The organism is Streptomyces pratensis, from assembly GCF_037137275.1.
Classification (GTDB): domain Bacteria; phylum Actinomycetota; class Actinomycetes; order Streptomycetales; family Streptomycetaceae; genus Streptomyces; species Streptomyces pratensis_B.
Window position 1 is genome coordinate 65,032 of record NZ_JBBBEN010000084.1, and the last position, 21,114, is coordinate 86,145.

The 21,114-nt window shown below is 70.3% G+C and carries 16 protein-coding genes; 15 read left to right on the plus strand and 1 reads right to left on the minus strand.

Going from position 1 to position 21,114, the window contains the following annotated elements:
* Window positions 1-119: 119 nt before the first annotated feature.
* From V9U70_RS11620 to clpX, 3 genes are all read left to right on the plus strand, one after another.
* A complete protein-coding gene (locus tag V9U70_RS11620; protein WP_327179998.1) occupies window positions 120-725 on the plus strand; it encodes an ATP-dependent Clp protease proteolytic subunit in 606 nt (201 codons plus the stop codon).
* An 82-nt stretch (window positions 726-807) separates the two neighbouring features.
* Window positions 808-1,491 (plus strand): ATP-dependent Clp protease proteolytic subunit, encoded by a 684-nt coding sequence (locus tag V9U70_RS11625; protein ID WP_336674492.1) that lies wholly within the window; start codon window positions 808-810, stop codon window positions 1,489-1,491.
* Window positions 1,492-1,647: 156 nt separating this feature from the next.
* Window positions 1,648-2,946, plus strand: a complete 1,299-nt coding sequence (gene clpX / locus V9U70_RS11630) for an ATP-dependent Clp protease ATP-binding subunit ClpX (protein WP_336674494.1) — start codon at window positions 1,648-1,650, stop codon at window positions 2,944-2,946.
* Between the two features lie 98 nt (window positions 2,947-3,044).
* On the opposite strand, the gene V9U70_RS11635 is transcribed toward clpX, so the two are convergent.
* Window positions 3,045-4,034 (minus strand): hypothetical protein, encoded by a 990-nt coding sequence (locus V9U70_RS11635; protein ID WP_336674496.1) that lies wholly within the window; start codon window positions 4,032-4,034, stop codon window positions 3,045-3,047.
* A 272-nt stretch (window positions 4,035-4,306) separates the two neighbouring features.
* On the opposite strand from V9U70_RS11635, the gene V9U70_RS11640 reads away from it, so the two are divergent.
* From V9U70_RS11640 to V9U70_RS11695, 12 genes are all read left to right on the plus strand, one after another.
* Window positions 4,307-6,928, plus strand: coding sequence for a valine--tRNA ligase (locus V9U70_RS11640; RefSeq protein ID WP_336674498.1), 2,622 nt, complete (start codon window positions 4,307-4,309; stop codon window positions 6,926-6,928).
* 161 nt (window positions 6,929-7,089) lie between these two features.
* Window positions 7,090-8,622, plus strand: coding sequence for a bifunctional tetrahydrofolate synthase/dihydrofolate synthase (folC, locus tag V9U70_RS11645; RefSeq protein WP_336674499.1), 1,533 nt, complete (start codon window positions 7,090-7,092; stop codon window positions 8,620-8,622).
* A 7-nt stretch (window positions 8,623-8,629) separates the two neighbouring features.
* Complete coding sequence (locus V9U70_RS11650; protein WP_336674500.1) at window positions 8,630-8,983, plus strand: DUF4233 domain-containing protein; 354 nt, start codon at window positions 8,630-8,632, stop codon at window positions 8,981-8,983.
* A 149-nt stretch (window positions 8,984-9,132) separates the two neighbouring features.
* Window positions 9,133-9,546, plus strand: coding sequence for a nucleoside-diphosphate kinase (gene ndk, locus V9U70_RS11655; RefSeq protein WP_336674502.1), 414 nt, complete (start codon window positions 9,133-9,135; stop codon window positions 9,544-9,546).
* 289 nt (window positions 9,547-9,835) lie between these two features.
* A complete protein-coding gene (locus tag V9U70_RS11660; protein ID WP_336674504.1) occupies window positions 9,836-10,855 on the plus strand; it encodes a rod shape-determining protein in 1,020 nt (339 codons plus the stop codon).
* A gap of 169 nt (window positions 10,856-11,024) precedes the next feature.
* A complete protein-coding gene (gene mreC, locus V9U70_RS11665) occupies window positions 11,025-12,062 on the plus strand; it encodes a rod shape-determining protein MreC (protein ID WP_336674506.1) in 1,038 nt (345 codons plus the stop codon).
* An 11-nt stretch (window positions 12,063-12,073) separates the two neighbouring features.
* On the plus strand, window positions 12,074-12,739 hold the full coding sequence (mreD, locus tag V9U70_RS11670) for a rod shape-determining protein MreD (protein WP_336674508.1): 666 nt from the start codon (window positions 12,074-12,076) through the stop codon (window positions 12,737-12,739).
* 103 nt (window positions 12,740-12,842) lie between these two features.
* Entirely contained in the window at window positions 12,843-15,056 is a 2,214-nt protein-coding gene (gene mrdA / locus V9U70_RS11675; RefSeq protein ID WP_336674509.1) for a penicillin-binding protein 2, read from the plus strand.
* Complete coding sequence (gene rodA, locus V9U70_RS11680; RefSeq protein ID WP_336674511.1) at window positions 15,056-16,249, plus strand: rod shape-determining protein RodA; 1,194 nt, start codon at window positions 15,056-15,058, stop codon at window positions 16,247-16,249. Before mrdA ends, rodA begins: the two co-directional genes overlap by 1 nt.
* 29 nt (window positions 16,250-16,278) lie before the next feature.
* Window positions 16,279-17,814: a CYTH and CHAD domain-containing protein gene (locus V9U70_RS11685; RefSeq protein ID WP_336674513.1), complete on the plus strand. Its 1,536-nt coding sequence runs from the start codon at window positions 16,279-16,281 to the stop codon at window positions 17,812-17,814.
* 51 nt (window positions 17,815-17,865) lie between these two features.
* A complete protein-coding gene (locus V9U70_RS11690; protein WP_336674514.1) occupies window positions 17,866-19,806 on the plus strand; it encodes a TIGR03960 family B12-binding radical SAM protein in 1,941 nt (646 codons plus the stop codon).
* Between the two features lie 61 nt (window positions 19,807-19,867).
* Window positions 19,868-21,061, plus strand: coding sequence for a hypothetical protein (locus tag V9U70_RS11695; protein ID WP_336674515.1), 1,194 nt, complete (start codon window positions 19,868-19,870; stop codon window positions 21,059-21,061).
* Window positions 21,062-21,114: the final 53 nt, after the last annotated feature.

Here is a 21,114-nt window from a genome sequence, read left to right on the forward strand (position 1 = left end):
CACCTGCGCGTTAGGGTCCATGAAGAGGAAGGGTGGGGGAGTCCCTCACCCGCCCGGTACGAAGACGCTGAGACGGCCGGAGCCGTCAGAGACGAGCAGGTGGATACGTGACGAATCTGATGCCCTACGCCGCCGGAGAGCCGTCCCTCGGTGGAGGCCTCGGTGACCAGGTCTACAGCCGACTGCTCGGCGAGCGCATCATCTTCCTCGGCCAGCAGGTCGACGATGACATCGCCAACAAGATCACCGCACAGCTCCTGCTCCTTGCCGCCGACCCGGACAAGGACATCTACCTCTACATCAACAGCCCCGGCGGTTCGGTGACGGCCGGTATGGCGGTCTACGACACCATGCAGTACATCCCCAACGATGTCGTCACCATCGGCATGGGCATGGCCGCCTCGATGGGCCAGTTCCTGCTCACCGGCGGCGCCGCGGGCAAGCGCTTCGCGCTCCCGAACACCGACATCCTCATGCACCAGGGCTCGGCGGGCATCGGCGGCACGGCCTCGGACATCAAGATCCAGGCCGAGTACCTGCTCCGCACCAAGACGCGGATGGCGGAGATCACCGCCCACCACTCCGGCCAGACCGTCGAGACGATCATCCGCGACGGCGACCGCGACCGCTGGTACACGGCGGAGGAGGCCAAGGACTACGGCCTCATCGACGAGATCATCACGTTCGCGTCGGGCATCCCGGGCGGCGGCGGCACCGGTGCCTGACCTGGTCCCCACCGGACCGGCGGAACCACCTTCCGCTCACCTCTCGTACGCCGAGACCCCCAGCCCACAGAACGCCACCAGGATGGTGAACACCCACATGAACAACTTCTCCGGCGCCTCCGCGAGCGGCCTCTACACCGGCCCGCAGGTGGACAACCGCTACGTCGTCCCGCGCTTCGTGGAGCGCACCTCGCAGGGCGTGCGCGAGTACGACCCGTACGCGAAGCTCTTCGAGGAGCGCGTGATCTTCCTGGGCGTCCAGATCGACGACGCGTCGGCGAACGACGTCATGGCGCAGCTGCTGTGCCTGGAGTCGATGGACCCCGACCGCGACATCTCGATCTACATCAACAGCCCCGGCGGCTCGTTCACCGCGCTCACCGCGATCTACGACACGATGCAGTTCGTGAAGCCGGACATCCAGACGGTCTGCATGGGCCAGGCCGCCTCCGCCGCGGCGGTCCTGCTGGCCGCCGGCACGCCGGGCAAGCGCATGGCGCTCCCGCACGCCCGGGTGCTCATTCACCAGCCGTCCTCCCAGACGGGCCGCGAGCAGCTCTCCGACCTGGAGATCGCGGCCAACGAGATCCTCCGTATGCGTACGCAGCTGGAGGAGATGCTGGCCCGGCACTCGACCACCCCGCTGGAGAAGATCAGCGAGGACATCGAGCGCGACAAGATCCTGACGGCCGAGGACGCCCTGGCCTACGGTCTGGTCGACCAGATCGTTTCCACCCGCAAGACCACCGCGGGTTCATCGCTCTGACGTCGGTCTTTCCCCTTGGCATGTGCGGTTCGCACGACCACGGCCGTGTGAACCGGGCCAAGGGGGGCCCGATCGGGGGCCCAGGCAAGGTACCGTCGGATAGAGGCACCAGGAGCCGCTGAACCAGGCGTCTCCCAGGCGAAGGGGAAGCACCTCGTGGCACGCATCGGTGATGGCGGCGACCTGCTCAAGTGCTCGTTCTGCGGAAAGAGCCAGAAGCAGGTGAAGAAGCTCATCGCGGGACCCGGTGTGTACATCTGCGATGAGTGCATCGATCTCTGCAACGAGATCATCGAGGAGGAGCTCGCGGAGACGAGCGAGGTGCGCTGGGAGGAGCTTCCCAAGCCCCGCGAGATCTACGAGTTCCTGGAGGGGTACGTCGTCGGGCAGGAGCCCGCGAAGAAGGCCCTCTCGGTCGCTGTGTACAACCACTACAAGCGGGTCCAGGCCGGGGAGAACGGCGGTGGAGCCGGTCGTGAGGACGCGATCGAGCTGGCCAAGTCCAACATCCTCCTGCTGGGCCCCACGGGTTCCGGAAAGACGCTCCTCGCACAGACGCTGGCCCGGATGCTCAACGTCCCGTTCGCCATCGCGGACGCGACGGCGCTGACGGAGGCCGGCTATGTCGGCGAGGACGTCGAGAACATCCTGCTGAAGCTGATCCAGGCCGCGGACTACGACGTCAAGAAGGCCGAGACCGGGATCATCTACATCGACGAGATCGACAAGGTCGCCCGCAAGAGCGAGAACCCGTCGATCACCCGCGATGTCTCCGGCGAGGGCGTGCAGCAGGCCCTGCTGAAGATCCTGGAGGGCACGACCGCCTCCGTGCCGCCGCAGGGCGGACGGAAGCACCCGCACCAGGAGTTCATCCAGATCGACACGACGAACGTGCTCTTCATCGTGGGCGGCGCGTTCTCCGGCCTGGAGAAGATCATCGAGTCCCGGGCCGGCGCCAAGGGCATCGGCTTCGGCGCCACCATCCGCTCCAAGCTGGAGATCCAGGCGAGCGACCAGTTCCAGGAGGTCATGCCGGAGGACCTGGTGAAGTTCGGGATGATCCCCGAGTTCATCGGCCGCCTTCCGGTCCTGACCTCGGTCCACAACCTGGACCGCGAGGCTCTGCTCCAGATCCTCATCGAGCCGCGCAACGCCCTCGTCAAGCAGTACGAGCGGCTGTTCGAACTCGACGGGGTGGAGCTGGAGTTCGAGCGTGAGGCGCTGGAGGCCATCGCGGACCAGGCGATCCTGCGCCAGACGGGAGCCCGCGGCCTGCGCGCGATCATGGAGGAAGTCCTCCAGTCCGTGATGTACGAGGTGCCGTCCCGCAAGGACGTCGCCCGTGTCGTCATCACCCCGGACGTCGTCCGCAGCAACGTCAACCCGACGCTGGTCCCGCGTGAGCCGCGCACCATCGGCAAGAACGACGGCGGCCGCCACGAGAAGTCCGCGTAGCGGTCCGCTCCGTCACCACGCCGAAGGGGCGCCTGCCGGTCGACCGGCAGGCGCCCCTTCGGCGTTGACGGGCCCTACGGCGCGTCGGTCCCGATGCGTCAGATCTTGGTGCGCGAGGTGTTGTAGAGCTTGGCGGCCAGGCCGGCCGCCTCGTCCTGCGACATCGCCTTGTTGGTCATGGCTCCGCCGATGTCGACGCCGATCACCGCGCTGACCGTGCTGTAGTCGGCCCAGACGCAGATGGGCATGGTCATGTCCTTGGGCCCCTTCTGCAGGGTGCCGTCGGCGTCCTCGTTGACGACCTTGAAGTCCTGGCACTTCATCAGCGCGCCCTCGAAGCCGTCCGGAGTGACGCTCTTCGCGCTGCCGACCAGCGAACCCTCGAACTTCTCGTCCGACATCACTTCCTTCTCGGCGTTCTTGAAGAAGCGGTCGATGGCGGCGTCCGGATCGTCGACCTCGCCCCACACCCCCATGAGCATGAGCATCTTCGCGGTGAGCGGGTTCTTCTCCACGTCGCCGCTCACGTACCGGGCGCCGGCCTGGTTGGGGTTCTTGATCCCCATGGCCTCCGTCTCGGCCTTCTCCTCGCCCGTCAGCGGCCCGGACGGGGTCTTCTCCCTCAGGTCCTTCTTGTAGTCGTCCACCGAGGCCGCCGGCGTCAGCTTGTACCCCCTGGTGGAGTCCGCCACGTCACTGCCGCCGCCCGACGTGAGGAAGTAGGCCCCGCCCGCGATGACCGCCAGAGCCACCACCAAGGCGCCGATGATCAACCCGGTCTTCTTCTTCGGCTGCTGCTGGGGCGGATACGGGGGTTGCCCCCCGTACGCCTGCTGACCGCCGTACGGGGGAGCGGGCGGCTGCTGGCCGTAGGGACCCGGCTGCTGGGCCTGGGGGTAGCCGTAGCCCTGCGGGGGCTGCTGCGGCGGGACGCCCTGCGGAGCCTGCTGCGGGTAACCGTAGCCGGGCTGGCCCTGCGGCGGGCCCTGCGGCGGCGGGGCGCCGTACGGGCCCGGCTGCTGCCCGTACGGACCGGGCTGGCCCTGCGGCGGCTGCCCGCCGTACGGTCCCGGCTGGTTGTAGCTCATTGCGGTGTCCCCTCCAGATTTCTCGGACCGACGGGCACTGAAGGGCGGCGTCGCGGGGCCGGGCGTGTGCGTCCGCGGCGTCGACCCAATCCTGTGCCCCGCCACTGCACGCACCCGGCCCCGCTCCGGCTCCCGCCCTCCACGTGCCGGTCGGTCCTTATGCGTTGCTGACATCCTGACGGACGCCGACCCGACATGGGGGGCCGGGCCGGACACCGTTACTGAACCAACCCGTTTCAGTGCAGGACTGTGACGGCCCTAAACTGTCCCCCGTGACCGAGAACGCTCAGCAGCAGCCAGCCAGCACCCCCGAACTGCCGACCCAGTACGCGCCGGCCGAGGTAGAGGGGAAGCTGTACGAGCGCTGGGTAGAACGCGGTTACTTCGAAGCCGACGAACACAGCGACAAGCCGCCCTACAGCATCGTCATCCCCCCGCCGAACGTCACCGGCTCCCTCCACCTGGGCCACGCCTTCGAGCACACCCTGATCGACGCGCTGGTCCGGCGGAAGCGGATGCAGGGCTTCGAGGCGCTGTACCAGCCGGGCATGGACCACGCGGGCATCGCCACCCAGAACGTCGTCGAGCGCGAGCTCGCCAAGGAGGGCAGGTCCCGCCACGACCTGGGCCGTGAGGCCTTCGTCGAGCGCGTCTGGAAGTGGAAGAACGAGTCCGGCGGCCAGATCTCCGGTCAGATGCGCCGCCTCGGCGAGGGCGTCGCCTGGGACCGCGAGCGCTTCACGATGGACGAGGGCCTGTCCAAGGCCGTGCAGACCATCTTCAAGCGGATGTACGACGACGGGCTGATCTACCGCGCCGAGCGCATCATCAACTGGTGCCCCCGCTGCCTCACCGCGATCTCCGACATCGAGGTGGAGTACCGGGAGGACGACGGCGAACTCGTCTCCATGACCTATGGGGAGGGCGAGGAGACCATCGTCGTCGCCACCACCCGCGCAGAGACGATGCTCGGTGACACCGCCGTCGCCGTCCACCCCGACGACGAGCGCTACCGGCACCTGATCGGCAAGCAGGTCAAGCTGCCGCTCACCGACCGGACCATCCCCGTCGTCGCCGACCACCACGTCGACCCGGAGTTCGGCACCGGCGCGGTCAAGGTGACCCCCGCGCACGACCCGAACGACTTCGAGATCGGCAGGCGCCACGACCTGCCGTTCCTCACGGTCATGGACGAGCGCGCGGTCATCACCGTCCCCGGCCCCTTCGAGGGGCTGGACCGCCTTGAGGCCCGCTCGGCCATCGTCGCCGCCCTGCGCGCCGAGGGCCGGATCGTCGCCGAGAAGCGGCCGTACGTCCACTCCGTCGGCCACTGCTCGCGCTGCAAGACCACCATCGAGCCGCGCCTCTCGCTCCAGTGGTGGGTCAAGGTCGCCCCGCTCGCCCAGGCCGCCGGTGACGCGGTCCGCGACGGCAGCGTCAAGATCCACCCGCAGGAGATGGAGAAGCGCTACTTCGACTGGGTCGACAACCTCCACGACTGGACGATCTCGCGCCAGCTCTGGTGGGGCCACCGCATCCCCGTCTGGTACGGGCCCGACGGCGAGGTCGTCTGCGTCGGACCGGACGACGAGGCGCCGACCGGCGAGGGCTGGACCCAGGACAGCGACGTCCTGGACACCTGGTTCTCCTCCGGCCTGTGGCCGTTCTCCACCCTCGGCTGGCCCGAGCAGACCGACAGCCTCGCGAAGTTCTACCCGAACTCCGTCCTGGTCACCGGCTACGACATCCTCTTCTTCTGGGTCGCCCGGATGATGATGTTCGGCCTCTACGTCAACGACGGCGTCCCGCCGTTCGGCACCGTCGTCCTGCACGGCATGGTCCGCGACGAGCACGGCAAGAAGATGTCGAAGTCCTTCGGCAACGTGGTCGACCCGCTGGACTGGATGGACAAGTACGGCTCCGACGCCCTGCGCTTCACCCTCGCGCGCGGCGCCAACCCGGGCACCGACGTGCCGATCGGGGAGGAGTGGGTCCAGGGCTCGGCGAAGTTCTCCAACAAGATCTGGAACGCCACCCGATTCGCCCTGATGAACGGCGCCACGATCGAGGGCGAACTGCCCCCCGTCGAGGAGATGTCGGTCACCGACCGCTGGATTCTGTCCCGTCTCAACAAGACGGTCGCGGAGGTCGACGCTTTCTACGACGACTTCCAGTTCGCGAGGATCAGCGAGTCGCTGCGCCATTTCGCCTGGGACGAGGTCTTCGACTGGTACGTCGAGCTGTCCAAGACCACCTTCTTCGCGGGCGGCCGGCAGGCCGAGGTCTCGGGCCGGGTCCTGGGCGAGGTCCTGGACGTGATGCTGCGGCTGCTGCACCCGATCGTCCCGTTCGTCACCGAGGCGCTGTGGACCGCGCTCACCGGCCGCGAGTCCGTCGTCATCGCCGAGTGGCCCGGTGACTCCGGCTTCCGCGACGACGCCGCCGAGCAGGAGATCGAGCTCGTCCAGCAGGTCGTCACCGAAGTCCGCCGCTTCCGCAACGACCAGGGCCTCCAGCCCGGCCAGAAGGTCCCGGCCGAACTGGTCCTGACCGGCACGGCGCTCGCCCCGCACGAGGCGGCCATCCGCCAGCTCCTGCGGCTCCAGCCCGCCGGGGACGGCTTCCAGGCCACCGCTTCCCTCCCGGTCGCCGGGGCCACCGTCGCCCTGGACCTGTCCGGCACGATCGACGTGGCGGCGGAGCGCAAGCGCCTCACGAAGGACCTGGAGGCCGCGCAGAAGGAGAAGGCCCAGGCCACCGGGAAGCTCGGCAACGAGGCGTTCCTGGCCAAGGCCCCGGACAACGTGGTCGACAAGATCCGCGGCCGGCTCTCCAAGGCCGAGGCGGACATCGAGCGGATCGGCGCCCAGCTGGCGGCTCTCCCGCAGAACTGATGAGCTGAACCCGAGGCCCCCGCGCCCCCGACCGACCGGGAGCGCGGGGGCCTCGCCGTACCCCCGGACGGCGCAGCGCGCGCCTGGTCCCCGCCGCGCCCTCGCCCGTCCGTGTGCCGGGCGCTGCGCGCGATGTCCGCGCCCATCCGTAGACTGGCCCCGTGAGTGAGCCCCGCCCTTCAGACCGGCATGACGCGTCCGATCCCGACGACACCTTCGAGGAGATCGTCGACGAGGCGACCCAGCGCGACCCCGACCTGGCGGTGATCGAGGCCGGGAGCCGCACGCTGCGCGCCCACTCGGGCCAGCCCCGGGGCGAAGCGGTCCCGGCCCGCCCGGCCGACCCCGAGACCGACCGGGCGCTGCGCGCGGTGGAGCAGGAGCTCGCCGGCCGCTGGGGCGAGACCAAGCTCGAACCGTCCGTGACGCGCATCGCCGCCCTGATGGACGTCCTCGGCGAGCCGCAGCGCGCCTACCCCTCCATCCACATCACCGGGACGAACGGGAAGACCAGCACGGCCCGCATGATCGAGGCCCTGCTCAACGCGTTCGAACTGCGCACCGGCCGCTACACCTCGCCGCACGTCCAGTCGATCACCGAGCGGATCAGCCTGGACGGGTCCCCGATCAGCCCCGAGCGGTTCATCGAGACGTACGAGGACGTCAAGCCGTACGTCGAGATGGTCGACGCCCAGCAGCCCTACCGGCTCTCCTTCTTCGAGGTCCTCACCGGCATGGCGTACGCGGCGTTCGCCGACGCGCCCGTGGACGTGGCGGTCGTCGAGGTGGGCATGGGCGGCACCTGGGACGCCACCAACGTCATCGACTCCTCGGTCGCCGTCGTCACGCCCATCTCGCTGGACCACACGGACCGGCTCGGTGACACGCCGGCCGAGATCGCCGGGGAGAAGGCCGGGGTCATCAAGCAGGGCGCCACGGTCATCCTGGCGCAGCAGCCGGTGGACGCGGCGCAGGTGATGCTGAAGAAGGCCGTCGAGGTGGACGCGACCGTGGCCCGCGAGGGCATGGAGTTCGGCGTCGTCTCCCGAGAGGTCGCCGTCGGCGGGCAGTTGCTGACGCTGCGCGGCCTGGGCGGCGCGACCACCGAGTACACCGACGTCTTCCTGCCGCTGTACGGGGCCCACCAGGCGCACAACGCCGCGGTGGCGCTCGCGGCCGTCGAGGCGTTCTTCGGCATCGGCGCCGAGCAGGCCCGCTCGCTCGACATCGACGCGATCCGCTCCGCGTTCGCCTCTGTGCTCTCGCCCGGTCGGCTGGAGGTCGTGCGTTCCAGCCCCACGGTCGTGCTGGACGCCGCGCACAACCCGGCCGGAGCCAAGGCCGCCGCCGAGGGGATCTCCGAGGCGTTCAGCTTCTCCCGGCTGATCGGCGTGGTCGGCACGAGCGGCGACAAGGACGTGCGGGGGCTGCTGGAAGCCTTCGAGCCCATCTTCGCCGAGATCGTGGTCACGCAGAACTCCAGCGACCGCGCGATGGACGCGGACGAGCTGGCCGCGATCGCCGTCGAGGTCTTCGGCGACGACCGGGTCCAGGTCGAACCACGTCTCGACGACGCGCTGGAGGCGGCGATCACGCTGGCCGAGGAAGAGGACGAGTACGCGGGCGCCGGGGTGCTGGTGGCCGGTTCCGTGATCACGGTCGGCGAAGCCCGGCTGCTGCTGGGAAGGGGCTGAGACAGGCATGCGGACACTCTGCGCCTCGACGCTGATCGGTGAGTTCTTCGTGATCGGCTTCGCCGGACTCGTCGCGATGAAGCTGGACGACGTCTCCATGGCCGCGGTCTGGACGGTGTGCGGCGTCGGCATGGTGCTGTCCGTGCTGCTGTGCGGAATGATCACGCGCCCCGGTGGCGTGCAGCTGGGCTGGGCGCTCCAGGTCGCCCTCGTGCTCAGCGGCTTCGTGGTTCCGATGATGTTCATTTTGGGGCTGGCCTTCGGCGGTCTGTGGTGGGCCTCGATCCACTACGGCCGCAAGATCGACGCGGTGAAGGCCGACTGGGCCGCCCAGCAGGAAGCCGGGGAGGCTGCGGCCTGACGCCCGGGCCCCGGCCACTTCGGCCACCGCCCACCCCGTGTCCCAGGGGCTGAGGGTGACGCTGGGTGAACCCGGGCGTCGGCCCGTTCACGCCCCCCTGTAATCTCGCCCTCACCGCACCCGTATGCCTGGCCTGCAAGGAGCCGTACATGACTCAGCGCACCCTCGTCCTGCTCAAGCCCGACGCGGTCCGCCGCGGCCTCATCGGTGAGATCGTCGGCCGCATCGAGCGCAAGGCGGACTGGCGGATCGCCGCGTTGGAGCTGCGCACCCTGGACCAGGAGACGCTGGAGCAGCACTACGGCGAGCACAAGGGCCGTCCGTTCTACGAGCCGCTCATGGAGTTCATGGCCTCCGGCCCGGTCGTCGCTCTGGTGGCCGAAGGCGAGCGGGTCATCGAGGGCGTCCGCGCCCTGGCCGGCCCCACCGACCCGATCGCCGCCGCGCCCGGGTCCATCCGGGGGGACTTCGGCACGATCACCCGGGAGAACCTCATCCACGCCTCGGACTCCGTGGAGTCCGCAGAGCGGGAACTGAAGCTTTTCTTTCCGGGACTTTCCTGACCCGATCGGCCGAACAGCGCTGTCCGTACGGGGCGACCGAGGTAATTCGGTCGCCCCTCGGCATAGGGTTCGGGCTCGCGGGAACCCATTGCTCCGACGTAACGTCACCATGGGTGGAACGTGCACCCGTTCCACCCATCCTGGCGAAGGTCCGTCGCGCTGTACCCGCACATACAGCACTACGATGGAAGCTTCCACGCCCGCAGCGCCACCTCTCGCCTACCAGAACAAGCCATCATCGCTTCCTGGGAAGGCCCGACGCATCCTCATGGGGAACAAGGGGAACTCAATGTCGTTCATCGGCCGTGACATGGCTATCGACCTCGGGACTGCCAACACGCTGGTGTACGTCAGGGGGCGCGGCATCGTCCTGAACGAGCCGTCCGTCGTGGCCATCAACACCAACACCGGCGGAATTCTGGCGGTCGGCTCCGAGGCCAAGAAAATGATCGGCCGTACGCCGGGCAACATCGTCGCCGTACGGCCCCTGAAGGACGGTGTGATCGCCGACTTCGAGATCACCGAGCGGATGCTCCGCTACTTCATTCTGAAGATCCACAAGCGTCGTTACCTGGCGCGCCCCCGGGTCGTGGTCTGCGTGCCCTCCGGCATCACCGGGGTCGAGCGCCGCGCCGTCATCGAGGCGTCGACGCAGGCCGGAGCGCGCCAGGTGCACATCATCGAAGAGCCGATGGCGGCGGCGATCGGCTCCGGCCTGCCGGTCCACGAGGCCACCGGGAACATGGTCGTCGACATCGGCGGCGGCACCACGGAGGTCGCCGTGATCTCGCTGGGCGGGATCGTCACGGCCCAGTCGATCCGCACCGCGGGCGACGAGCTGGACAACGCGATCATCCAGCACATCAAGAAGGAGTACTCGCTCCTCCTCGGTGAGCGGAGCGCCGAACAGATCAAGATCACCATCGGTTCGGCGTACGACATGGACAAGGACGAGCACACCGAGATCCGCGGCCGCGACCTGGTCTCCGGGCTGCCCAAGACCGTCGTCATCTCGGCCGCAGAGGTCCGCAAGGCCATCGAGGAGCCCGTCAACGCCATCGTCGACGCCGTGAAGACGACGCTCGACAAGTGCCCGCCCGAGCTGTCCGGTGACGTCATGGACCGCGGCATCGTCCTCACCGGCGGCGGCGCGCTGCTGCGCGGGCTGGACGAACGGCTGCGCCGCGAGACGGGCATGCCGATCCACATCGCGGAGGACCCGCTGGACTCGGTGGCGCTCGGCTCCGGCAAGTGCGTCGAGGAGTTCGAGGCGCTCCAGCAGGTCCTGGACGCCCAGCCCCGCCGATAGGGGCCGGGCGTTCGGCCCTACGGCATCACCCGATCCGGCGTACGGACGCTGTCGCTCCGCGCGCCGGACCGTTGACAGAGATCGTTGCTGTACACGTACGAACGTACCCGCGTACAGATGCGTACATACAGGCACGAACATTCCGACGAGGAAGGCACGGCCGCCGCACGTGAGGGACACACGAGAGAGCCGGCTGCTCCTAGTGCTGCTCATCGCCATCGCATTCGCCCTGATCACGGTGGATATCCGAGGCGGTGAGGAGTCACCGGTCGATGGTGCGCGGCAGGCCGCCGCCACGGTCTTCGGACCGGTCGAGAACGGTGTGGCGGCAGCCGTCGACCCGGTGGGCAACGCCATAGGCGCCGTACGGGACTCCGGCAAGCGGCACGACCGGATCTCCGTCCTGGAGCGCGAGAACGCCGCGCTGAAGACCAGGCTCGGCAGCGACGACCGCACCGACAGCCGGGTCCGCCAGCTCGACGCCATGCTGAAGAAGGCGGGCGCCGGGCAGTACGGCATCAAGGGCGCCGAGGTCATCGCCATAGGAGCGGCTCAGGGCTTCTCCTGGACGGTCACCATCGACGCCGGCTCCGACGACGGCATCCGCCGGGACATGACCGTCCTCAACGGGGACGGGCTGGTCGGCCGGGTGACCACCGTCGGCCCGCACACCGCGACGGTCCTGCTCGCCAACGACCCCGACTTCACCGTCGGCACCCGGATGGAGAAGACCGACGAGCTCGGCTTCGCCACCGGCCAGGGCGCACGCCCGCTGGCGGTCCAGTTCCTCAACGGCAAGGCGCAGGTGAAGAAGGGCGACCGGCTGGTCACCTTCGGCTCCAGCAAGGACAAGCCGTTCGTGCCCGGCGTCCCGGTCGGCGAGGTCGTCCGCGTCGACCCCTCGGGGGGCGCGCTGACCCGCACGGTCTACGTCGAGCCGTACGTCGGGTTCACCAAGCTCGACATCGTCGGCGTCGTCGTCCAGGCCCCCCGAGAGGACCCCCGCGACATGGTCCTGCCCGAGAAGCCCGCCAGGAAGAAGTCCAAGCCGGCCCCCACCGTCACTGTCACCGCCCAGCCCGACGGCGACCTCGTGGACGGTTCCGGAAAGGTCGTCGGCAACATCAACGACCAGCAGGACCAAGGCCGGGCGGCCGACGCCGCCGGCGACGCCCGACCCGACAACGCGGCCGACGACCAGGAGTAGAGCTGACCCCCATGCGCCTCAACCGGACTCTGCTCTCCACCGCCCTGGTCGTCGTCGCCCTGGTCGTCCAGGTCTCCGTCCTCGCCCGCCTCCAACTCCCCGGCGCCGTCCCCGACCTGCTGCTCCTCACCGTCCTGGCCCTCGCCTTCGTGTACGGGCACGTCAGCGGCGCGCTCATCGGCTTCGGCGCGGGGCTCCTCGCCGACCTCGCGCCGCCCGCCGACCACGCCGTCGGGCGCTATGCCCTGGTGCTCTGCGTCGTCGGCTACCTCGCCGGCCTGGCCCGGCCGGAGAACGGCCAGCTCCGGTCGGCGTTCGCCCCGATGGCCGTGGTCGTCGTCGCGGCGGTGGGCTCGACCCTGCTGTACGCGGGGGTCGGCGCCCTCGTCGGCGACACGGCCGCCCGCCATGTCGGCCTGGGCGGCCTGCTGTTCACCGCCGCCGTCTACGACCTGCTGCTGGCGCCCTTCACCGTGCCGCTGATCATGGCGCTGGCCAGACGCACCGAGAACGATCCGGTCGCCGAGGCGTCCTCCGGCGGCAACGACGTGGCCGCGGGCTGGCTCGCCTCCGGCACCGGCCTGCGGATCGGCAACCAGCGCGGCGGCCTGCGCGTCAAGGCCGCCCGCAACCGCGCCGCCCGCGCGGGACGGATCAAGGGGGTCAAACGACTGTGACACCGCACTCCACGGGGGCCGGCCCCCGCAACGCGGCCGAGGGGCGCCCGGCGAGGCCGTACGCCCCGGCGACCGGCCCCCGCGCCGTCACCGGGGGCGCCGGGTGAGCAACATCCCCGAGACCGGCCGGACCCAGCGCGTCCAGATCCGGCTCATCGTCATCCAGGTCCTCGTCTTCTCCCTGCTCCTCACCCTCGGCGGACGCCTCTGGTACCTCCAGATCCGCAACGGCGACGAGTACACCGCGGAAGCGGCGGGCAACGGCGTGCAGCAGGTCGTGCAGCCCGCCGTCCGCGGCTCGATCCTCGACGCCCGGGGCGTGCCGCTCGCCGACAACGAGACCCGGCTCGTCGTCTCCGCGAGCCGCACCGAGCTGTTGAAGATGAAGGACGACGGCGTCGCGGTCCTCACCCGGCTCGCCGAAGTCCTGGACATGAAGCCCGAGGAGGTCCGGGACAAGGTCCGCCTCTGCGACTCCCAGACCCCGCAGCCCTGCTGGAACGGCTCGCCCTACCAGCCCATCCCGGTCACCGACGAGGCCACCACCCAGCAGGCCCTCCAGATCCGGGAGCGCGCCGAGGACTTCCCCGGCATCACCGCGGAGCCCACCGCCGTACGCCGCTACGCCGCACCCGGCCGGGCGCGGACCGCGCAGGTCCTCGGTTACCTCTCTCCGGTCACCGACGAGGAGCTCACCAAGGCCCAGGACAGCGACTCGCCCTACCTCCGCTCCGACCAGGTCGGCCGCTCCGGGCTGGAGCGCACCTACGACCAGGAGCTGCGGGGCAAGGCGGGCGTCACCCGTTACGAGGTCGACAACCTCGGCCGCGTCATGGGCGAGGCGGAGAACGACCCTGCGGTGCCCGGCTCCAACGTCGTCACCAGCATCGACGCCCGGGTCCAGGCAGTGGCCGAGTACGAGCTCCACCAGGCGATGAAGACCGTCCGTCAGGAGACCGACAAGATCACCGGCCGGAAGTACGAGGCGGACTCCGGCGCGGTCGTGGTCATGGAGTCGAAGACGGGCCGCATCGTCTCGATGGCCTCCCAGCCCGACTACGACCCCAACGCCTGGGTCGGCGGCATCTCCGGCAAGGAGTACGCCAAACTCACCGGCAAGAACTCCAACTACCCGCTCCTGAACCGGGCCATCCAGGGGCAGGCCCCCGCGGGCTCCATCTTCAAGGTGGTGTCGGCGAGCGCGGCCGTGCGGGCCGGCTACCCCTTCGACGGCCGCTACAACTGCAGCAGCTCCTACAGCCTCGGCAGCCGGAGCTTCGCCAACTTCGAGTCCCAGGGCCACGGGCCCATCACGCTCGGCGAGGCGCTCAAGTACTCCTGCAACACCGTCTTCTACCGTCTGGGCCACCAGGAGTGGCAGCGCGACGGGGGCATCAAGCCGAAGAAGGACGCCAAGGACTGGTTCTACCGGACCGCCCGGGACTTCGGGCTCGGCGACGAGACCGGCATCGACCTGCCGAACGAGGTCAAGGGCCGCATCCCGGACCGCGAATGGAAGCAGGACTTCTGGGAGGCCAACAAGGACGCCTGGTGCAAGCAGGGCAAGAAGGGCGGCACCTACGTGCAGCAGATCGCCTACGAGAGCTGCCTCGAAGGCAACCAGCTCAAGGCCTACGACAGCATCAACTACGCCATCGGCCAGGGCGACGTCCTCGTCACCCCCATCCAGATGGCCACCGCCTACGCCGCCATCAGCAACGGCGGCACCCTCCACGCGCCCACCGTCGGCAAGGCCGTGATCAGCCCCGACGGCAAGAAGGTCGAAAGGATCGAGCCCCAGGTCACCGGGAAGCTGCCCATAGACGCCCAAACGATCAGCGACCTCGACAAGGGCCTGCGCTCCGTGGTCGAGCCGGGCGGCACCGCGGCCTGGCGGTTCGGCGGCTGGCCGCAGGACAAGATCCCGATGCGGGCCAAGACCGGCACCGCCCAGGTGTACGGCAAGCAGACCACGTCGTGGTTCGCGACCTACACCGACGACTACACGATCGTCATGACGATCTCCCAGGGCGGCACCGGCTCCGGCGCCTCCGGGCCGGCCGTCCGCAAGATCTACGACGCGATCTACGGTCTCGACGCCGAGGGCAACCAGGACCTGGAGAGGGCCCTGCTGCCCCAGCCGCAGAAGGCGCTGCCGAAGATCCAGCCCGACGGCTCGATCCCCGCCCCGGAGATCAAGCCGTACAACCCCGACCCGGCCCAGCCGGAAGGGGAGGAGCCCGAGATCGAGGGCCTGCCGGTCCGGCCCGCGGGCCAGCCGGGGCTCACCGGCTCACCGGCGGGGAGGCAGCCCTGATGGCCGACGGATTCTCCGTCTCCCGGTACGCCCCCGAGCAGGGCTCCTGGGCCAAGCTGACCGCCCGCGACTCCGTCGTGCGGCGGCTGGACTGGCCGCTGCTGGGCTCCGCGCTCGCGCTGTCCGCGCTCGGCGCGCTGCTCGTCTGGTCCGCCACCCGCAACCGTGACGCGCTCACCCAGGGGGACCCCTACTTCTTCCTCTTCCGGCACGTCCTCAACACCGGCATCGGACTCGTCCTGATGGTCGGCACGATCTGGCTCGGCCACCGCACCCTGCGGGGCGCCGTCCCGATCCTCTACGGCCTCTCGGTCATCCTGGTCATCGCCGTCCTCACCCCGCTCGGCGCCACCGTCAACGGCGCCCACGCGTGGATCAAGCTCGGAGCCGGCTTCTCGATCCAGCCCTCCGAGTTCACCAAGATCACCATCATTCTCGGCATGGCGATGCTGCTCGCCGCCCGCGTCGACGCGGGCGACCAGCCGCACCCCGACCACCGCACGGTCGCCAAGGCCCTGGGCATCGCGGCCATCCCCATGGCCATCGTGATGCTGATGCCCGACCTCGGCTCGGTGATGGTGATGGCCGTCATCGTCCTCGGCGTCCTGCTGGCCTCCGGGGCCTCCAACAGCTGGGTCTTCGGCCTCCTCGGCACCGGGGCCGCCGGAGCCGTCGCCGTCTGGCAGCTCGGTCTCCTCGACGACTACCAGATCGCCCGGTTCGCGGCCTTCGCCAACCCCGCGCTGGACCCGGCGGGCGTCGGCTACAACACCAACCAGGCCCGCATCGCGATCGGCTCGGGCGGGCTCACCGGCACCGGGCTCTTCGAGGGCACCCAGACCACCGGCCAGTTCGTCCCCGAACAGCAGACCGACTTCGTCTTCACCGTCGCCGGCGAGGAACTGGGCTTCCTCGGCGCCGGACTGATCATCCTGCTCCTGGGCGTCGTCCTGTGGCGCGCCTGCCGGATCGCCCGGGAGACCACCGAGCTGTACGGGACGATCGTCGCCGCCGGGATCATCGCCTGGTTCGCCTTCCAGTCCTTCGAGAACATCGGCATGACGCTCGGCATCATGCCGGTCGCCGGACTCCCGCTGCCCTTCGTCTCCTACGGAGGGTCCTCCATGTTCGCCGTCTGGGTCGCCATCGGCCTGCTCCAGTCGATCAGGATGCAGCGGCCGATGTCCGCCTGAACCCGGCCCGTCGGGGTACGAGACCGTACATGGCGGACACCAAGCGTGAGATCGAGCGGAAATACGAAGCCACCGACGCCACCCGGCTGCCCGACCTGAGCCGGGTGGCCGGAGTCGACAGCGTGGTCCGACGCGGGCGGACCGAGCTCGACGCCGTCTACTACGACACCTCCGACCTCCGCCTCGCCGCCGACTCCCTCACCCTGCGCCGCAGGACCGGCGGGGACGACGATGGCTGGCACCTCAAGTTCCCCGTCGCCGTCGGCATCCGCGACGAGATCCGCGAACCGCTCAGCGACGCCCTGCCGCCCTCCTTCGCGGCCCTGCTCCGCTCCCGGGTCCGCCACGACGCGCCCGCCCCCGTCGTCCGGCTGCTCTCCTCCCGCGACGTCCAGCACCTGACGGCCGCCGACGGCGCCCTGCTCGCCGAGGTCAGCGTCGACACGGTGTGCGCGGAACGGCTCACGGGCAGCGGGACCGGTACCACGGCCACCTGGACCGAGATCGAGGTCGAGCTGGCCGACGACGGCGACCCCGCCTTCCTGGACGCGGTCGAGAAGCGGCTGCGCAAGGCCGGCGTACGCCCCTCCGACTCCCCGTCGAAGCTCGCCAGGGCGCTCGCCGACACCGGACCCGCCCCCCGGAAGCAGAAGCGCGCGGAGCGGAAGAAGGATCGGCCCCACACCGCGGGCGACCACGTCCTGGCCTACGTCCGCGAGCAGATCCGCACGATCATCGCTCTCGACCCGGCCGTCCGCCGCGACCTGCCCGACTCCGTGCACAAGATGCGCGTCGCCACCCGCCGACTGCGCAGCGCCTTCAAGACGCACCGCAAGATCCTCGACCGCGAGGTCACCGACCCCATCGGCGCGGAGCTCAAGTGGCTGGCGGCCGAGCTGGGCGTCGACCGCGACCAGGAGGTCCTGGACGCCCGCCTGGACTCCCGCGTCGGAGAGCTGCCCCGCACCCTGACGCTCGGCCCGGTGCACGCCCGGCTCCGCATCCGGTCGGCCGCCCGCCGCACCGGATCGCGCCGCGGGATCATCGCCGTACTGGACGGCGAGCGCTACCTCGCCCTCCTGGACGCCCTCGACGCGCTGAGCGCTGCCCCGCCGCTGCGCCCCGCCGCCGGGCGCGCCCCCGACAAGGTCCTGCCCCGCGCCCTGCTCAAGGACTACGGCCGCCTCGCCGCCCGCGTCGGCCACGCCCTCGAACAGCCGCCCGGACCCGAGCGGGACGCGGCGCTGCACGAGGCCCGCAAGGCCGCCAAGCGCGCCCGGTACGGGGGCGAGGCGGCCCGCCCCGCGCTCGGCAAGCCCGCCAAGCGCTTCGCCAAACGGATCAAGGCCGTGCAGTCCCTCCTCGGCGACCACCAGGACAGCGTCGTCACCCGTGAGGCCCTGCGGACCCTGGCGGCACAGGCGCACGCGGCGGGGGAGACCACGTTCACCTGGGGACTGCTGTACGGGCGGGAGGAGGCGGCCGCAGCGGCGAGGGAGCGCGAACTGCCCGGCGTGTGGGCCCGCGCGTCCGCCCCCGCACTGCGCGCGGATCTGAAGCACTGAGCGCCGGGGTACGCTGGATGGTCACCCCTGCCGGCTACGAAGGTTCGCGAGATGTCTGCCGCATCGGTCTTCCCACAGCTCGAAGCTCTGCTCCCGCATGTGCAGAAGCCCATCCAGTACGTCGGCGGTGAGCTGAACTCCACCGTCAAGGAGTGGGACAGCTGCGACGTCCGCTGGACCCTCATGTACCCCGACGCGTACGAGGTCGGACTCCCCAACCAGGGCGTCATGATCCTCTACGAGGTGCTCAACGAGCGCGAGGGCGTCCTCGCCGAGCGCACCTACAGCGTCTGGCCCGACCTCGAAGCGCTGATGCGTGAACACGGGGTCCCCCAGTTCACCGTGGACAGCCACCGGCCCGTCGGCGCGTTCGACGTCTTCGGGCTCAGCTTCTCCACCGAGCTGGGCTACACCAACATGCTCACCGCCCTGGACCTCGCGGGCATCCCGCTGGAGTCCAAGGACCGCACCGTCGACCACCCGATCGTCCTCGCGGGCGGCCACGCGGCCTTCAACCCCGAGCCGATCGCGGACTTCATCGACTGCGCGGTCGTCGGCGACGGCGAGCAGGCCGTCCTGGAGATCACCGAGATCATCCGCGCCTGGAAGGCCGAGGGCCGCCCCGGCGGCCGCGACGAGGTGCTGTTCCGGCTCTCGAAGACCGGCGGCGTCTACGTCCCGCGCTTCTACGACGTCGAGTACCTCCCCGACGGCCGCATCGGCCGCGTCGTGCCCAACCGGTCCGGTGTGCCGTGGCGGGTCTCCAAGCACACCGTCATGGACCTCGACGAGTGGCCCTACCCCAAGCAGCCCCTCGTCCCGCTCGCGGAGACCGTGCACGAGCGGATGTCCGTCGAGATCTTCCGCGGGTGCACCCGCGGCTGCCGTTTCTGCCAGGCCGGCATGATCACGCGCCCCGTGCGGGAGCGAAGCATCACCGGCATCGGCGACATGGTCGACAAGGGGCTCAAGGCGACCGGCTTCGAGGAGGTCGGCCTCCTCTCGCTCTCCTCCGCCGACCACAGTGAGATCGGCGACATCGCCAAGGGCCTCGCCGACCGGTACACCGACGACAAGATCGGCCTGTCGCTGCCCTCCACCCGGGTCGACGCGTTCAACGTCGACCTGGCCAACGAGCTGACCCGCAACGGCCGCCGCTCCGGTCTCACCTTCGCCCCCGAGGGCGGCTCCGAGCGCATGCGCAAGGTCATCAACAAGATGGTCTCCGAGGAGGACCTGATCCGCACGGTCGCCACCGCGTACGGCAACGGCTGGCGCCAGGTGAAGCTGTACTTCATGTGCGGCCTGCCCACGGAGACGGACGAGGACGTCCTCCAGATCGGGGACATGGCGGTCAACGTCATCGCCAAGGGCCGTGAGGTCTCCGGGCAGAACGACATCCGCTGCACCGTCTCCATCGGCGGCTTCGTGCCCAAGCCGCACACCCCCTTCCAGTGGGCCCCGCAGCTCAGCGCCGAGGACACCGACGCGCGGCTGAAGAAGCTCAGGGACAAGATCCGCGGCGACAAGAAGTACGGCCGCTCCATCGGCTTCCGCTACCACGACGGAAAGCCCGGCATCGTCGAGGGACTCCTCTCGCGCGGTGACCGCCGCGTCGGCTCCGTCATCCGCGAGGTCTACGAGTCGGGCGGCCGCTTCGACGGCTGGCGCGAGCACTTCAGCTACGACCTCTGGATGACCTGCGCCGAGAAGACGCTGCCCGCCTTCGGGGTGGACGTCGACTGGTACACCACCCGCGAGCGCACCTACGAGGAGGTCCTGCCCTGGGACCACCTCGACTCCGGCCTGGACAAGGACTGGCTCTGGGAGGACTGGCAGGACGCCCTCGACGAGACCGAGGTCGAGGACTGCCGCTGGACCCCCTGCTTCGACTGCGGCGTCTGCCCGCAGCTCGACCTGGACATCCAGATCGGCCCGACCGGCAAGAAGCTCCTGCCGCTCAGCGTCGTGAACAACCAGCCCGCCGGATGACGGAGCGCTGACGCCGGGCCCGGTCCGCAACCCCGGACCGGGCCCACGCGTCATCCTCCGTATGGACGACGGCAAGCACGAGGCCCGCCCGGCGCACGACCCCGGCGACAGCGCCCTGACCACGCTGATCAGGATTCCGGTGCGGATCGTGGTCCTGGTGCTCGTCCTGCCCGTGCGCATGGTCTGGGACGTGCTCACCGCGGGGTGGCACGCCGCCGGCCGCGTCCTGCTGCCCCCGCTGCGCCGCGGGCTCACCGCGCTGGCCGACGGGGTGGGCCGGGGCCTGGAAGCCGTGTTCGGCGGCGTCGGGTGGGTGCTGGGGTGGCTGCTCGGCGTCCTGGTGCTGAAACCGCTGAGCAGCCTCTACACCTGGGTCCTCACCCCGCTGGGCCACGGGCTGCGGTGGGCCGGCACGGCTCTGCTCGCCCCGGCCGCCCGCGGTGTCGGGGTCGGTCTGGTCCTGTTGGTCGTCCTCCTGCTAGTCCGGCCGGCGGTGGGCCTGTGGCGTCACGTGATCGTCCCCGTGGCGCGTCACGGCGTCGCCGCCCCGCTGGCATGGCTGTACGGGGCCGTCCTCACTCCGGCCGGCCACGGCGCGGCCCTGCTCCTCGGAGCCCTCGGGCGGGGCGCCGCGTGGACGCTGGGCCAGGCCTGGCAGGCCACCGAGTGGGTCCTCGAACGGGTCTGGCAGGGCGTCGCACGGGCCTCCGCCGTCCTGTGGCAGGCCCTCTCGGCCGTCGGGCGGGGACTGGGCGCGGTCGTCGGTCGGCTGGTGGGGACGCTGCTGGTGGCCCCCGCCTCCTGGACGTACCGCCGCCTCCTCCTCCCGGCAGGCCGAGAGGTCGCCGCCGCGTTCGAGGTCGCCTGGCGGATCGCCGGATACCTCAGCCGCGCCATCGGCCGGGGCGTCGCCCGGCTCGCGTGGTACCTGATCGGCGCGCCGGCCGCCTGGGCGTACCGTGCCGTCTGCACTCCGGTCGGCCACTTCGCGCGCGACAGCCTCTGGGCCCCGGCTCGGCGCGCCGCCGCAGAGGCGGGCCGCACCGCCCGGGCCGCCCTCGCCACCGCCCGGGAAACCGTGCGGCAGGCCCGCCGGGACGCCCGGCGCGTACTCGTCGGCTCCACGGGCGACGCGCGGTCCGGGGAACCGCACGAGGCCCCTGCGCGTACTCTGGGTAGTACAACGACTGTCCCCAGCGCGGCGCAGGCGTCCGAGACCTCCCCGTTCGGCGAGAAATTCGTCAAGCGGGGCTGAGCCGGAGCGGCACCCCGGGGGCCACCCGTATTTCGTGGGCGGCGCGCCACCGC